Annotated in this window: 14 protein-coding genes; 5 read left to right on the forward strand and 9 right to left on the reverse strand. The window is 70.8% G+C overall.

Features of this window, described 5'->3' with window-relative positions:
• Window positions 1-236: 236 nt before the first annotated feature.
• Entirely contained in the window at window positions 237-854 is a 618-nt protein-coding gene (locus G5C51_RS32895; protein ID WP_165242841.1) for a dihydrofolate reductase family protein, read from the forward strand.
• Window positions 854-1,207 carry a tetratricopeptide repeat protein gene (locus tag G5C51_RS32900; RefSeq protein ID WP_165242843.1) on the forward strand — a complete coding sequence of 118 codons (354 nt, stop codon included), beginning with the start codon at window positions 854-856 and terminating at the stop codon, window positions 1,205-1,207. Before G5C51_RS32895 ends, G5C51_RS32900 begins: the two co-directional genes overlap by 1 nt.
• A gap of 1 nt (window position 1,208) precedes the next feature.
• Here G5C51_RS32900 and G5C51_RS32905 read toward each other — a convergent pair whose 3' ends face one another.
• Window positions 1,209-3,125 carry an AMP-dependent synthetase/ligase gene (locus G5C51_RS32905; RefSeq protein ID WP_165242845.1) on the reverse strand — a complete coding sequence of 639 codons (1,917 nt, stop codon included), beginning with the start codon at window positions 3,123-3,125 and terminating at the stop codon, window positions 1,209-1,211.
• Between the two features lie 34 nt (window positions 3,126-3,159).
• Window positions 3,160-4,461, reverse strand: a complete 1,302-nt coding sequence (locus tag G5C51_RS32910) for an acetyl-CoA C-acetyltransferase (protein ID WP_165242847.1) — start codon at window positions 4,459-4,461, stop codon at window positions 3,160-3,162.
• A gap of 75 nt (window positions 4,462-4,536) precedes the next feature.
• On the opposite strand from G5C51_RS32910, the gene G5C51_RS32915 reads away from it, so the two are divergent.
• Together G5C51_RS32915 and G5C51_RS32920 are read left to right on the forward strand one after the other, a co-directional pair.
• Window positions 4,537-5,871 (forward strand): 3-oxoacyl-ACP reductase, encoded by a 1,335-nt coding sequence (locus G5C51_RS32915; protein WP_165242849.1) that lies wholly within the window; start codon window positions 4,537-4,539, stop codon window positions 5,869-5,871.
• 11 nt (window positions 5,872-5,882) lie between these two features.
• Window positions 5,883-6,752, forward strand: coding sequence for a MaoC/PaaZ C-terminal domain-containing protein (locus tag G5C51_RS32920; RefSeq protein ID WP_165242851.1), 870 nt, complete (start codon window positions 5,883-5,885; stop codon window positions 6,750-6,752).
• 169 nt (window positions 6,753-6,921) lie between these two features.
• Here G5C51_RS32920 and G5C51_RS32925 read toward each other — a convergent pair whose 3' ends face one another.
• The 5 genes from G5C51_RS32925 to G5C51_RS32945 form a co-directional block, all read right to left on the reverse strand.
• A complete protein-coding gene (locus tag G5C51_RS32925) occupies window positions 6,922-7,101 on the reverse strand; it encodes a DUF5999 family protein (protein ID WP_165242853.1) in 180 nt (59 codons plus the stop codon).
• 251 nt (window positions 7,102-7,352) lie between these two features.
• Complete coding sequence (locus G5C51_RS32930) at window positions 7,353-8,354, reverse strand: adenylate/guanylate cyclase domain-containing protein (RefSeq protein WP_165242855.1); 1,002 nt, start codon at window positions 8,352-8,354, stop codon at window positions 7,353-7,355.
• Window positions 8,351-8,800, reverse strand: a complete 450-nt coding sequence (locus tag G5C51_RS32935) for a universal stress protein (RefSeq protein WP_165242857.1) — start codon at window positions 8,798-8,800, stop codon at window positions 8,351-8,353. The genes G5C51_RS32930 and G5C51_RS32935 overlap by 4 nt, the downstream gene beginning before the upstream one ends.
• A 77-nt stretch (window positions 8,801-8,877) precedes the next feature.
• Window positions 8,878-10,092, reverse strand: a complete 1,215-nt coding sequence (locus G5C51_RS32940) for an acyl-CoA dehydrogenase family protein (RefSeq protein ID WP_165242859.1) — start codon at window positions 10,090-10,092, stop codon at window positions 8,878-8,880.
• Window positions 10,093-10,123: 31 nt separating this feature from the next.
• Complete coding sequence (locus G5C51_RS32945) at window positions 10,124-10,588, reverse strand: SCP2 sterol-binding domain-containing protein (RefSeq protein WP_165242861.1); 465 nt, start codon at window positions 10,586-10,588, stop codon at window positions 10,124-10,126.
• An 84-nt stretch (window positions 10,589-10,672) separates the two neighbouring features.
• On the opposite strand from G5C51_RS32945, the gene G5C51_RS32950 reads away from it, so the two are divergent.
• Window positions 10,673-11,329: a TetR family transcriptional regulator gene (locus tag G5C51_RS32950; protein WP_165242863.1), complete on the forward strand. Its 657-nt coding sequence runs from the start codon at window positions 10,673-10,675 to the stop codon at window positions 11,327-11,329.
• Between the two features lie 2 nt (window positions 11,330-11,331).
• On the opposite strand, the gene G5C51_RS32955 is transcribed toward G5C51_RS32950, so the two are convergent.
• Together G5C51_RS32955 and G5C51_RS32960 are read right to left on the reverse strand one after the other, a co-directional pair.
• Complete coding sequence (locus tag G5C51_RS32955; protein WP_165242865.1) at window positions 11,332-12,609, reverse strand: PucR family transcriptional regulator; 1,278 nt, start codon at window positions 12,607-12,609, stop codon at window positions 11,332-11,334.
• Between the two features lie 9 nt (window positions 12,610-12,618).
• A complete protein-coding gene (locus G5C51_RS32960; RefSeq protein WP_165242867.1) occupies window positions 12,619-13,827 on the reverse strand; it encodes a PucR family transcriptional regulator in 1,209 nt (402 codons plus the stop codon).
• Window positions 13,828-14,131: the final 304 nt, after the last annotated feature.

Raw genomic sequence — 14,131 nt, forward strand, 5'->3', positions numbered from 1 at the left:
CCCGTACCGCACCCGACATCCAGCCACCGCAGCCCCGCGTCCGCCCCCAGCCACCCCACGAACTCCGCGGCGACGAGCCGGCTCCACCGCCCCATGTACCGCTCGTACGGGACCGCGGCCGCCCACACGTCATCTCGCATGCCACCACTCTCCTCCTCGATCGCCCGCATTCGGCGATGAGTCCTGCCCCCGCACCAGGTCTACCCACATAACCGACCCACCCCGGAGGAAGAACCATGAAGAAGATCACCGCCAGCCTCTTCAGCTCGCTCGACGGCGTCGTGGAGGCGCCCGACCAGTGGCACTTCCCTTACTTCAACGACGAGATGGGCGCCTCCGTCGACGCCCGCATCGGCGCCGCCGACACCATCCTCTTCGGCCGCAAGACGTACGACAGCTTCGCCGGTGCCTGGCCGGAGCGGGAAGCCGCGGGCGGCGAGGACGCGTACTTCGCGAAGAAGCTCGGCGACGCGCGGAAGATCGTCCTGTCCCGCTCGAAGCTCGACTTCCACTGGCGCAACTCCGAGCAGCTCGAAGGCGACTTCACCAAGGCGGTCACGGCCCTGAAGAACGAGGGCGACGGCACCATCGGCCTCAGCGGCTCGGTCTCGGTCGTCCGCCAACTGCTCGCCGAGGGCCTCCTCGACGAACTCCACCTCCTGGTCCACCCCATCGCCGTCCGCAAGGGCCTCCGCCTCTTCGACGAGGCCGACACCCCGATCCCACTCCGGCTGGCCGAGTCCGCGACCTTCTCGACCGGGGTCCTGGACCTGTTGTACGTTCCGGCCGAGGCGCCGGCCGCCGCCGGCTACGAAGAGGCCAGGACCCACCTGCCCGAGGAGGAGCAGTCGTAGTGAGCGAGCCCGAACCGGAGACCCACGCCTACTCCCTCGAAGAGGCCGCCGAGGAGGAGTCCGCGCGTGCGGCCACCTCCGCGCCGGGCAGCCCGGAGCGCCTGCATCATCTTCTCTGGGCGGCGGAGGGGAACTGGCTGTGCGGCCGGTACGAGGAGTCGCTGGAGCTCAGCGAGCGCGCGATCCGGGAGTACGGCGACGAGGCGCAGCTCGCCGCCGCCTACCGGATCCGGGTCCTGGACGCCGACGGCCGGCGCGAGGAAGCCCTGCGGGCCGCCGCCGAGTTGAAAGCGGCGGATCCGCAGGATCCCGAGGTGCGGGACATCCTCGCCCGCGTCCTGCCCGAGGCGTGAGTCACCCCCCGTACAGCGCCTCGATCTCCGCCCCGTACGCCTCCAGCACCGCGTGTCGCTTGACCTTCAGGGAGGGGGTCAGGAGGCCGTTCTCCTCGGTGAAGTCGCCGTCGATGATGACGAATTTGCGGATGGACTCCGCCTTCGAGACCGCCTCGTTCGCGTAGTCCACCGCCTTCTGGACGGCGGCCAGCAGCTGCGGGTCCTCGCGGAGTTCGGACAGCGGGGTGTCCTTCGGGCGCTTGCGGACCGCGAGCCAGTGCTCCATGGCCTCCGGCTCCAGCGTCACCAGCGCGCCGATGAAGGCGCGCTTGTCGCCCACCACCATGACCTGGCCCACCGGCGGGCGGCTGCGCATGCGGTCCTCCAGGACCGCCGGGGCCACGTTCTTGCCGCCCGTCGTGATCAGGATGTCCTTCTTGCGGCCGGTGATCTTCAGATAGCCCTCGTCGTCCAGCGAGCCCAGGTCGCCCGTCGCGAACCATTCGTCCTGCTTCACCGACGCGGTCGCGTCCGGGTTGTTCCAGTACGAGCCGAAGACGATGCCGCCCTTGATCAGGATCTCGCCGTCGTCGGCGATCCGGACCGATGTGCCCGGCACCGGCTGCCCCACCGTCCCGGGGCGCGGCTGCAGCGGCGGGATGATGGTCGCTGCCGCCGTCGTCTCGGTCAGGCCGTAGCCCTCGTAGATGACGATGCCGGCCGCGTAGAAGAAGAGGTTCAGCCGCCGGTCCAGCGGCGAGCCGCCGCTGATCGCGTAACTCAGCTTGCCGCCCAGCTCCTTGCGGATCCGCCGGTACACCAGCAGGTCGTACAGGCCCCACGCCAGGTACAGGCCGAGGCCCGGGCCCTTCCCCGTCTCCAGGAATTTCGCCAGATACGCCTCGCCGAAGCGCACCGCGATGTTGTCCGCGCGCTGGAAGGACGACCCGCGGCCCATCTTCTCCGCCTGCGCCCGCCCGGTGTCGTGGATCTTCTCGAAGAGATACGGGACGCCGATGACGAAGGTCGGCTTGAAGGTCTTGAACTCCGGCCGCAGTTCGTCCGGCTTGATCGACGGCCAGTGGCCTATCTCGATCTTCGCCTGGAGGCAGGCGATCTGGATCGTACGGCCGAGGATGTGGGCGAGGGGGAGGAAGAGGAGCGTCGACGCCTCCTGGCCCGTGACCTCGCGGAAGACCGGGTAGAGCAGCTCGATCGTGTTCGACGCCTCGGCGTGCAGATTGCCGTGCGTGAGCACGCAGCCCTTCGGGCGGCCGGTCGTGCCCGAGGTGTAGACGAGCGTGGCGATCGTGTCGGGGGTGAGCGCCGCGCGGCGCTTGGCCACCTCCTCGTCCGGGACCGACCGGCCCAGGTCTGCCAGCGAGGTCATCGCGCCGTCGTCCAGCTGCCATATCTGCGGCGCCTCCGGCAGCGCGGACACGGCGGAGGCCACCGTCTCCGCATTCTCCGGCGTCTCGCAGACCAGGTGCATGGCGCCCGAGTCCTGCAGGATCCACGTGATCTGGTCGGCCGACGACGTCGCGTAGATCGGCACGGTCTGGCCGCCCGCCGCCCAGATCGCGAAGTCCAGCACGCACCACTCGTAGCGGGTACGGGACATCAGCGCGACCCGCCCGCCCGGCTGCAGCCCGGCCGCGATCAGGCCCTTCGCCGCCGCGGTCACCTCCCGGGCGAAGGCGTCCGCGGTGACCGGGCGCCAGCGGTCGCCCTGCTTGCGGCGGATGACGACCGCGGCCGGATCGTCGGCGGCGTTGGCGAACGGGATGTCGGCCACGCTGCCCGACGTGGACGGCGCGACCAGGTGCGAGGCCCGCGCCTCCCGCACCACCCCGTTCTCGCGGATCACCTCCACGGTGACCCGGTCGGCGAGGTCGCCGCGCTTCTTGGCGGTCTTGAGGTCCTGTCGTACGCCCATCGTCTGCTCCTTCAGCTCCGCTGTGGTCTGTGGGTCAGCGCTCCAGTACGGCCGTCACTCCCAGGCCTCCCGCCGCGCAGATGGAGATCAGGCCGCGCACCGGCTCGTCCGTACCCTGTGCGCGTTCGTGCAGCAGCTTCGCCAGCGTCGCCACGATGCGGCCGCCCGTGGCCGCGAAGGGGTGCCCCGTGCCGAGCGACGAGCCGTTGACGTTCAGCTTCGCGGGGTCGATCGTGCCGAAGGCGCCGTCCAGGCCCAGCCGGTCCTTGCAGAAGGCAGGGTCCTCCCAGGCGGCCAGGGTGGCCAAGACCTGGGATGCGAAGGCCTCGTGAATCTCGTAGAGATCGAAGTCCGCGAGCTTCACACCCGCGGTCTCGACCAGCTTCGGGACGGTGTACACCGGCGCGGTCAGCAGCCCGTCCGGGCCGTCCACGAAGTCCACGCCGCCGGTACGGGCGAAGCTCACGTACGCCAGCACCGGCAGCCCGTGCGCCTCCGCCCACTCCTCGCTCGCCAGCAGCACCGTCGAGGCGCCGTCGGTGAGCGGGGTGGAGTTGCCGGCGGTCATCGTCGCCGCGTCGCCGAAGGACTTGCCGAAGACCGGCTTCAGCCGCGCCAGCTTCTCCGGCGTCGAGTCCGGCCGCAGGTTCTCGTCCCGGTCCAGGCCCCGGAAGGGGGTGATCAGGTCGTCGAAGAAGCCGGACTCGTACGCCGCCGCGAGCCGCTGGTGGCTGCGGGCCGCCAGCTCGTCCTGCGCCGCCCGCGCGATGCCCCACTCCTTGGCCGTACGGGCCGCGTGCTCGCCCATCGAAAGGCCGGTGCGCGGCTCGGCGTTCTGCGGGATGTCCGGGACCAGGTGCTTCGGCCGTACGCCGGTCAGCGCCCCGAGCCGCTTGCCGAGCGTCTTCTGGCGGCGGGCCTTGAGCAGCACCTTGCGCAGATCGTCGTTGACGCCGAGCGGGGCGTCGCTGGTGGTGTCCACGCCGCCCGCGATGCCCGCCTCGATCTGGCCGAGGGCGACCTTGTTGGCGACGAGGATGACCGCCTCCAGGCCGGTCCCGCAGGCCTGCTGCACGTCGTAGGCGGGGGTGCGGTGGTCGAGCTTGCTGCCGAGCACCGTCTCCCGCGCGAGGTTGAAGTCGCGGGCGTGCTTGAGGACGGCGCCGGCGACGAACTCGCCGAGCACCTCGCCGGACAGTGCGTACCGGTCCACCAGGCCGTTGAGGGCCGCGGTGAGCATCTGCTGGTTCGAGGCGGTCGCGTACGCGCCGTCGGAGCGCGCGAACGGGATGCGGTTGCCGCCGATGATCGCTGCGCGGCGTGGTGTCGAAGTCATGTCCGCTTCTCCTTGTGGCGCGGGCTCGCTAACTTTACTCTTCAGTAGACTTACTCAGCCGTAAGGAGGAAATCAATGGCCGATCGCTACCAGAAATTCACGGCCTCGGCTCCGGGAGGCTTTCTGGCCAAGCGACTTGGCCTGCCGCGCCCGGAGCCGCTGCGCCGCCACAAGCCCGGTGACCAGGTCGCCGCGGGCCCCGTCGCACTCGGTGGACCGGACGGCGGGCGGCTCGGCAAACCCGTGCGCGAACTGCTGGAATCCCTCGGCGCGGAGATCGCCGGCGAGGGCGGCAGGCCGCACGCGCTGGTCTTCGACGCCACCGGCATCACCTCCAGCGACAAGCTCGTCGAGCTGCACTCCTTCTTCCACGCCCGGATCCGCTCACTCGCCCCGTGCGGCCGCCTTGTGGTGTTGGGCACACCGCCTGAACTCATCACGGACGTACGAGAGGCGGTGGCTCAGCGCGCACTCGAGGGCTTCGTCCGCTCGGCGGGCAAGGAGCTGCGCCGCGGCGCGACCGCGCATCTGCTGCTCGTGGAGCCGGGCGCCGAGGGCTCCCTGGAGTCGGTGCTGCGCTTCGCGCTGTCGGCCCGTTCGGCTTACGTGTCCGGGCAGGTGCTGCGGATCGGGGCGGGCGGCACGGTCACCGCGCCCGCGGACTGGGAGCGGCCGCTGGACGGCAAGACCGCGCTGGTCACCGGGGCTTCGCGGGGCATCGGCGCGGTTGTCGCCGAGACCCTGGCGCGGGACGGGGCGCAGGTCGTATGCCTGGACATACCGGCACAGGCCGCGGAGCTGAAGGCGGTCGCGGACCGGATCGGCGGCACCGCGCTGGAGCTGGACATCACCGAGGCGGCGGCGGACAGCCGGCTGGCCGGGCATCTGAGCGCGCACCACGGCGGCGTGGACATCGTCGTGCACAATGCGGGCATTACCCGCGATAAGACCCTCGGCCGGATGGACGCCGCCCGCTGGGAGTCGGTGATCAACGTCAACCTCGCGGCTGTGGAGCGCATCAACGCCCGGCTGCTGGACGGCGACGCACCGGTGCTGCGCGACGGCGGCCGCATCATCTGCACCTCGTCCATCAGCGGCATCGCGGGCAATGTCGGCCAGACCAACTACGCGGCGTCGAAGGCCGGTCTGATCGGCCTCGTGCAGGCCCAGGCCCCGCTGGTCGGACGCGGGATCACGGTCAACGCCATCGCCCCCGGCTTCATCGAGACCCAGATGACCGCCGCCGTCCCGCTCTTCATCCGCGAGGCGGGCCGCCGTATGAACAGCGTCAACCAGGGCGGCCAGCCGGTCGACGTCGCCGAGGCCGTCGCCTTCTTCGCCTCGCCGGGCAGCGGCGCCGTCAACGGCCAGGTGCTGCGCGTATGCGGCCAGGCCCTGCTGGGGGCGTGAGCAGCGTGGCGATGCAGAGACCCGATGCGATGGTGCAGGCGCCCACGCCCAAGCTTCCGGTGCTGTACGCCAAGGCGCTGCTGCCCAAGGGGCGCGGCGGCGGGGCGGTGCCGGGCGGAGGGCTGGTCCGTACCGGTGTGGCGGCGGACGAGCGGCGGCTGCTGCGATACGCGCAGGTGTGCGGGTTCGCGGCCGGCGGCCGGCTGCCCGTGACGTATCCGCATATCGTCGCCTTTCCGATGGCGATGGCGCTGATGACCGCGCGGGACTTCCCGTTCCCGATGCTGGGTCTGGTGCACGTCGGCAACCGGATCGAGCAGCTACGGCCGATCGCCGCGGACGAGCGGCTGCGGTACGAGGTGTGGATCAACGAGCCGTACGCGCACCCGAAGGGCGCGGCCTTCGAGGTGGCGGCGCAGTGCACGACGGCGGGCGGCGAGACGGTGTGGCGCGAGGTGTCCACCTATCTCAGCCGCGGCGGCCGCGGCGGCCGGGCGAAGGGCCCGGAACCGGCGGCCGCGCCGGAGCGGGACGACACGTGGTCGTCGGAACAGTGGGAGATCCCGGGGAACATCGGCCGCTCGTACGCGGCGGTCTCCGGGGACCGTAATCCCATCCACCTCAGCCCGCTGACGGCGAAGCTCTTCGGCTTCCCGAAGGCGATCGCGCACGGGATGTGGACGATGGCCCGCTGCCTGGCGGAGCTCGACGACCGGCTGCCGGAGTCGTATGCGGTGGACGTGTCCTTCAAGGCACCGGTGCTGCTGCCGGCGAGGGTCGGCTTCAGCGCGGGAAAGGCGGGCGGCGGCCTCGGCTTCCGGCTGGAGAGCCAGAGCGGCCGCGAGCACCTGTGGGGGAGCGTCGGCGAGCCGGCGGCGTAGTGGGGGTCTGGGGGCGAAGCCCCCGGAATCCCTCAGCGGTTGACCGCGGCGAAGCCGCTCAGTAAGGGAGGGGCCGGCCGGACGGGGTGCGGAGGTCCGGCTGGGGGGTCGTGGTCTTTCGTACGGGGCGGCGGAGCTGCAGCTGTCGCATGGTTCGTCTCCTCCGTGCTCAGGCCGGGACGGGAACGCGATGGTCGGCGGGGGGCGGGAGGAGCTCGCCGAGGTCGTCGAAGACGATCGTGCCGTTGCACAGAAGGCTCCAGCCCTGCTCGGGGTGGAAGGCCACGGTGCGTGCGGAGGCGTGGTCACGGTGGTCGGCGGGCGGGCACTGCGGCTGGTGAGTACACATGATGCACCTCTCGGGTCCTCTTCTTCGGTGTGGTTCGGAGCTGTTGCCTTGATAGACCGGTCCGGTATCGGAAACTCATCGTTTCGGTTCCTGGTCGTTGCTCCAGAATCCCCCTCAGGCGGGGGGTTCTACATCGGGAGACTGCCCCATCTCTGTAGGTACGGGGTCTTAGTTGTGTTGTAGGTACGGCACAGGCGCCTAAGGCAGGTGGCCTCGGCGCCTGTTCATTACATCCCCCGGAGCTGCGTTGATCATCCCGATGGTTTTCCGCGGCGCCGCAGCAGGACCGGGCGCAAGCGGCTGTAGCCCCGGACCGAGACCGGGCGCAGCGGGCGGAGCGAGAGGCCGTTCGCCGAGGTCAGCCGGTCGGCGCAGCCCGTATCGCAGAGGACCGTGCCCGGTCGGGCCACCGAGGTGAGGCGGGCGGCGGCATTGACCACCGGGCCGTATACGTCGCCGTAGCGGGAGAGGACCTGGCCGTAGGCGAGGCCGGTGCGGAGCTGGGGGATGCCGTCCGGGAGGGGGGCGCCGCCGCGGGCGGTCAGCTCCAGGGCGATCTCGGCGGCGGCGGCCGGGTCCTCGGCGGTGAACAGGACCTCGTCGCCGATGGTCTTCACGATCCGGCCGCCGTGGTCGGCGACCACGTCGCCGGCCGCGGACTCGAAGAGGTCGAGGATGCGGGCGAGCTGGTCCTCGGACAGGCCTCGGGTCATGCGCGTATACCCGACCATGTCCGTGAAGCCGACGGCGAGATGGCTCGCGCTGCGCGGCTCGTCAGGGGCGGCGAGGGCGCGGCCCGCGTACGCGGCGAGGTGGCGGCGCCAGACGTGGTTCTGCAGGCGTTCGAGCTCCGGCAGCAGCAGCTCGACGAGCTTCGCGAACTCCTCGTCGTCCGCCTCCAGTCCGGGCTGCCGCTCCAGCCACGACCAGATGGTCACCACTTGCCACTCGGCCAGCCGGGACAGGTGATGGCCGAGCTGTCTGGCCATCATCATCTCGCTGTCCGCGGTGATCAGTCCGGCGTCGATGAAGCGCTCGCCGGCCGCCAGCGCGGCCACGTCGCCGTCGGTGAAGGCGACTTCGTCCTCGGGCGTCACGGGGAAGCCGAGCGCGCGCCAGATCGCCTGGGTGCGGTCGGCGGGGACGCCGGATTCGTCGGTGACGTCGCCGCGGGCGTAGCGGCGGTGGCCGCCCAGCAGGATCGACTCGATACGTTCCCGGGCGTCCTCCGCCCCCTCCTCCTCGGGGGTCATGTGGTGTGGACGATCAGTACGTCCGTCCCCGACCGCCGCGCCACGTCCGCCGGCACCGAGCCGAGCAGCCGCCCGGCCAGCGAGCGCAGCCCGCGGTTGCCGACGACCACCAGGTCCGCCGCGGCGTCCTGCGCGGCCTGCACCAGCGTCGGCACCGGCTCGCCCTGGACGGCCAGGGTCTGCAGGTCCACCGCGCCGTGCGCGAGGGCGCGGTCGCGGGCGGTCTGGAGGGTGTCCTCGGCCGGGGCCGAGCCCACCACCTGGTAGGCCTCGTCGCCGAGTTGGTCCTGGGCACGGGCGACGTCGCGGCCGCGCATGGGGTAGTAGGCGCAGGCGATGACGAGCTTGGCCTGGCTGTCGGCTGCCAGTTCCGCCGCCTTGGCGACTGCCGCGAGGGACGACTGGGAGCCGTCCGTGCCGACGAGGATGGTCTGGTACGCGCTCACTCTCTGGCCTCCTTCTGAAGCCGTACGAGCCCGTGCGCCCCGCCGTCGCGGCCACGACGGTACGCCCGGGCCGAAGTTCAGCGGATGTGTTTGCCCGAGATCGCTCGCGCGATCACCAGGCGCTGGATCTCACTGGTGCCCTCGAAGATGGTGTAGATCTTCGCGTCCCGGTACATCCGCTCGACGGGGTGCTCGCGGGAGTAGCCCGCGCCGCCGAGGATCTGGATGGCCTTCTCGGAGGCCGAGACCGCCAGTTCGCCGGCCCGCAGCTTGGCCATCGAGCCCTGCCCGGCGTCGAAGACCTGGTCGTTACGGGCCATCCACGACGCCTGCCAGATCAGCAGCCGGACCGCCTCGATCTCGGTCCGCATGTCGGCGAGCGAGAACGCGATCGACTGGTTCTCGATGATCGGCCGGCCGAAGGCCATCCGCTCGCCCGCGTACTCCAGCGCGTACTCGTAGGCCGCCCGCGCGATGCCGAGCGCCTGCGCGCCCACCGTCGGCCGGCTGACCTCGAAGGTGGCCATCGCGGCCTGGCCCTTCGCCTTCGTGCCCTCGCGGGCCCGGGCGAGGCGCTCGTCGAGCTTGTCCTTGCCGCCGAGCAGGCAGCGTCCCGGCAACCGGACATCGTCGAGGAAGACGTCCGCCGTGTGCGAGGCGCGCAGGCCCAGCTTCTTGATCTTGCGGTTGCCGACCAGCCCTGCCGTGCCCGGCGGGACGATGAAGGCGGCCTGGCCGCGCACGCCGAGATCCGGCTCCACGGAGGCGACGACGACGTGCACGTTGGCGATGCCGCCGTTGGTGATCCACGCCTTCTGGCCGCTGAGCACCCACTCGTCCTTGGCCTCGTCGTAACGGGCCCGGGTGCGCATCGCGGCGACGTCGGATCCGGCCTCCGGCTCGGAGACGCAGAATGCCGCCACCTTCGGGTCGTTCTCGTCGCCGAAGCACTCCGGCAGCCACTCGATCATCTGGTCCGGGGTGCCGGAGGAGAAGATGCCGGCGGCGGCGAGGGAGGTGCCGAAGAGGGCCATGCCGATGCCGGCGTCGCCCCAGAACAGCTCCTCGTTGGCTATCTGGAGGGAGAGCCCGGTGTGGTCGGCGAAGAGCTCGGCCAGGGACTCGAAGCCGTAGAGGCCGATCTTCGCGGCCTCCTGGATCACCGGCCACGGGGTCTCTTCGCGCTCGTCCCACTCGCTCGCGGCGGGCCGTACGACGTCCTTCGCGAAGCCGTGCACCCATTCGCGCAGGTCCCGCTGCTCCTCGGTGAGTTCGAGGGAGAAACCAGCCATCGTCGTTCCTGCTCTCTCTTCTCTCTTGCCCTCAGGCCTTGGGGATGTCGAAGAGGCTCGGCAGCTTGGCCGCCAGGCCGACGTCGCCCGCCACCTTGAGCTTGCGGGTCATGAACATCGACACCGGGCTGCCGTTGCCGGACACCAGCTTCAGGAACGCGGCGTCGCCGAGGACGAGGGTGACGCGCGGCTCGCCTTCGGTACGGCCCTCGGTGATGGTGAGCTTTTTGTCGGCGATGGCCGTCTCGTACACGATGTCGCTCTCGCCGGTGATCTTCCAGCGGATGACGGCCTTGAGCGGGCCCGCCGCGTCGGGGCGGAACTGGCTCTCCATGCGCTGGAAGATCTCCGCGGCGATCCGGCGGCGGAGCGCGTCGTCGCTGCTGAGCTCGTCGATCTCCTTGTTCGAGAACCCCTTGACGAGCTTCGCGAACTCTTCCGGCGAGACGCTGGCGAAGTCCAGACTCTCCAGCTCGGCCTTGGTCTTGTCGGCCATGCCTGACACCCTTCTCAGTGTTCTTACTCTGGAGTAAACTTACTCAGGAGTTAAGTTAGCCGGTGGATCGGTAGGGTGGCAAGGGTGAGTGGCACACGCAGGAGACGACTTCCCCGGCACGTCCGGGAGCAGCAGATCATCGACGCTGCGGTGCAGGTGTTCTCCAAGCGCGGGTACCACGCGGCGGTCGTGGACGAGATCGCGGACCTCGCCGGGATTTCGAAGCCGATGGTGTATCTGTACTTCGGCTCGAAGGAAGGCCTCTTCATCGCCTGCATCAAGCGCGAAGGCGAGCTGCTGACCCATGAGTTCCAGCAGGCGGCGGCCGTCGAGCAGGGGGCCGACCAGCAGCTGTGGGCGGGGCTTTCGGCGTTCTTCGCGCATGTGGCCGCGAACCGGGACGGCTGGGTCGTCCTCTACCGGCAGGCGCCCGAGCAGGGCGGCGAGATCGCGGCCGAGGTGGAGCGGCAGCGGGCCGCGGTGATGGCGGCGGTGACCGGGCTGGTACGGGCCGGGATCACCGAGAGCGACAGCAGCGCGGGGCTCGGCGAGGAGGACGCGGAGTTCGTGGCGCACGCCCTGGTCGGCGCCGCCGACTCGCTGACCGGGTGGATGGCCGACCACCCCAATGAGGCGCCGGAGCGGATCACGCTCCGGCTGATGAACATGGTCTGGGTCGGCATGCGCCAGGTGCTGGCGGGCGAGGTGTGGACGCCGCCCGCCGAGCCGGTGGAGGGATGACCTCACTCCCGTCCCGGGAGTGCGCGCAGATGAGCCCGCGTCACCGAGTCGTCCTGGCGCGCCTGCGGCACCCGGTAGCCGCGGCGGCCGCGCAGCTGCAGGGCCCGTAGCACCAGCTCCAGGGCGAAGCGGGCGTCCGGGTCGGTCAGTTGGGCGCCGAAGGCCTTGTCGAGGTTGCGCAGCCGGTAGCGGACGGTCTGCGGGTGCAGGTGCAGCAGTTCGGCCATCTGGACCGCGTTGCCGCGGGTGTCGAGCCAGGCCCGCAGGGTGTCGATGAGCCGGTCGCGCTGGTTCGGGGTGAGGTCGTCCAGCGGGGCGAGCCGGCGCCGCGAGAGCAGCTCGAGCAGCGCCGGGTCGGAGAAGAGCCAGAGCGTGACCAGGTGGTCGTCGGCGTATGTGTACGGCTGCTCCGGCAGGATGCCCGCCTCGACCAGGGCGAGGGTGCGGCGGGCCCAGCGCAGCGACTCCGGCGCGGCGGCCAGCGGCACCGTCACGCCGATCGCGAAGCGGACGTGCGCGGGCGTGGCGCGCAGTAAGGCACGGCGGTCGTCGTCCATCGGGCCCGGGATGAGGCCGTGCGGCTGCGGGTCGTCCAGGTCGAGCAGCACGTCGTCGGGGATCGCGCCGCGGTCCGGCTTCTTCTCCGCGCTGTACGCGATCAGCGTGACCTCGTCCGGCAGCGGCCAGCGGGCGCGTTCGGCGAGCTCGGCGAGCGCGCTGCGGGGCGCGGCCGGGCCCTGCAGGATCATCGCGAGCAGCCGCTGGCGGTGGGTGTCCTGGCCGTTGTCCAGCTCGGCCCTGGCCTCCAGATACCCCTCGCGGGCGACGTCGACCAGCTCGTCCATGTACGCGAAGAGCGCGTCGGCGAAGGCCAGCATCAGCGTCGTGGAGTGCCCGTAGCGGCGGGCGGTCCGCTTGGCGCGGCGCAGCGCCACCCGGGCGCCGATGCGGAAGGTGGCCTCCATCGTGTCCAGTTCGCGGCCCTCGTACGCCTCGAAGCGCCCGAACATCCGGCACACCTTGTCGCGCTGGGCCGTCGGGGTGTCGGGGGAGGCGACCTTCTCCACGAAGGTGGCGAGATTCGCCTCGACGATGAGCGGCACCGCGCGGGCATACGGGCCGTCCAGCACCTGCGCGTACTCCGGGATGGAGCGGCGGATCTCGGCGATCGTCTCCTGGATCAGGCTGGGCAGCTCGGGCCGCATGATCGCGGCGAACTCCGCGGGCAGCGCCCCGAAGGAGCGGGTGAGATCAGCACGTACGGGGCGGGGAGTGCCCATGGCAATTGATCACCTTTCCGCGGCGCGGCTGCGCAATTGGAGGGCGCGCAGCACGAGTTCGATGGTGAAGCGGCGGTCGGGATCGGTCAGCTGGGTGCCGAAGGCCTTGTCGAGGTTGCGCAGCCGGTAGCGGACGGTCTGCGGGTGCAGGTGCAGCAGCTCGGCCATCTGGACGGCGTTGCCGCGGGTGTCGAGCCACGCCCGCAGGGTGTCGACCATGCGGTCGCGCTGGTTCGGGGTGAGGTCGTCGAGGAAGGTGAGCTGCCGCCGGGCGAGGGCGTCGGTGAGCTTGGGGTCGGCGAACAGCCAGAGCGTGACGAGGTGTTCCTCGCAGTGCGTGTACGGGCCGGAGTCGATGATCCCCGCCTCCGCGAGGTGCAGCCCGCGGCGCGCCCAGCGCAGCGACTCCGCGGCCTCCTCCAGTGTTACGGGCAGGCCGACGGCCGCGCGGCAGGTGTCGGGCGAGGCGTCCATGAAGGCGCGGCGGGTGGGGTCGATGGGGGCGGGGCAGAGCGCGTACGGCTGCGGGTCCTCGAAGTTGACCAGCATGTCGGGGGTGAGCGCGGCCCGGTCCGGCATTCGGCCGGGTGCGTACGCGATCAGCGCCACCTGGTCCGGGATCTCCCAGCGGGCCCGTTCGGCGAGCTCGGCGAGCGCGGAGCGCGGGGTGGCGGGGCCGGCGAGGATCAGCTCCAGCAGCCGCTGCCGCTGGCTGTCCTGGCCGCCGGTCATCTCGGCCTTGGCCTCCAGATAGCCCTCGCGGGCGACATCCACCAGCTCGTCGACGTACGCGAAGAGCTGGTCGGCGAAGACGATCATGAGGGTGGTGGAGATGTTGTAGCGCCGGGCGACCTTCTTGCCGCGGTGCAGCGCGAGCCGGGCGCCGATCCGGAAGGCGGCCTCCATGGTGTCCAGGCCGCGGCCCTCGTACGCCTCGAAGCGGCCGAAGCGCTGAAAGGTCTTGTCCCGCTGGATCGTTGACGATCGCGGCTCGCCCACCCGCTCCACGAAGGTGCTCAGCGCCTGCTCCACGATGAGCTGGATCACCTTGCCGTACGGGCCGTCGTGCAGCGCCGCGTACTCCGGGATGGTGCCGCGGATCTCGGCTCTGACTTCCTGGATGAGGCTGGGAAGCTCCGGGCGCATAATGGCTGCGAACTCCGGTGGCAGCTGCCCGGCGGGGTGGTTGGTCTCCGCCGCTCGCATCGCGATCGTCATGGCAAAACCCCTCACTGCCGGCGATACGGTCGTCATAGGACGGCCGGGTCGGTGGGGGTCGAGCCCGGTCATGACGGCCGCTTTGGGCCGGTCACTCAAGTGATCATTCGGACCTCTGAGCATCTAGCACCGTAGAGCAACTGAGCCGAGAGCGCAGTACTCACTGCTCACTTCTGAGAGCACTGCGTTCACTGCCCTCCACAGGGCGCACCCGACTGAGCTCCTGCGTCAAGGGGCGGTGCAGCGATACGCGCACCAGGTGATGACGGTCGGGGGGTTCTTGCGCGTGCGGTGATGAAGGACG

It is taken from the genome of Streptomyces coryli (assembly GCF_011044975.1).
Lineage (GTDB): Bacteria > Actinomycetota > Actinomycetes > Streptomycetales > Streptomycetaceae > Streptomyces > Streptomyces coryli.

Coding starts and splice junctions, on each gene's coding strand:
- G5C51_RS32930 (WP_165242855.1), bottom strand. CDS start 8,354: ATGACCCCCGAGGAGGAGGGGGCGGAGGACGCCCGGGAACGTATCGAG.
- G5C51_RS32895 (WP_165242841.1), top strand. CDS start 237: ATGAAGAAGATCACCGCCAGCCTCTTCAGCTCGCTCGACGGCGTCGTG.
- G5C51_RS32920 (WP_165242851.1), top strand. CDS start 5,883: ATGCAGAGACCCGATGCGATGGTGCAGGCGCCCACGCCCAAGCTTCCG.
- G5C51_RS32940 (WP_165242859.1), bottom strand. CDS start 10,092: ATGGCTGGTTTCTCCCTCGAACTCACCGAGGAGCAGCGGGACCTGCGC.
- G5C51_RS32960 (WP_165242867.1), bottom strand. CDS start 13,827: ATGACGATCGCGATGCGAGCGGCGGAGACCAACCACCCCGCCGGGCAG.
- G5C51_RS32905 (WP_165242845.1), bottom strand. CDS start 3,125: ATGGGCGTACGACAGGACCTCAAGACCGCCAAGAAGCGCGGCGACCTC.
- G5C51_RS32915 (WP_165242849.1), top strand. CDS start 4,537: ATGGCCGATCGCTACCAGAAATTCACGGCCTCGGCTCCGGGAGGCTTT.
- G5C51_RS32945 (WP_165242861.1), bottom strand. CDS start 10,588: ATGGCCGACAAGACCAAGGCCGAGCTGGAGAGTCTGGACTTCGCCAGC.
- G5C51_RS32910 (WP_165242847.1), bottom strand. CDS start 4,461: ATGACTTCGACACCACGCCGCGCAGCGATCATCGGCGGCAACCGCATC.
- G5C51_RS32955 (WP_165242865.1), bottom strand. CDS start 12,609: ATGGGCACTCCCCGCCCCGTACGTGCTGATCTCACCCGCTCCTTCGGG.
- G5C51_RS32925 (WP_165242853.1), bottom strand. CDS start 7,101: ATGTGTACTCACCAGCCGCAGTGCCCGCCCGCCGACCACCGTGACCAC.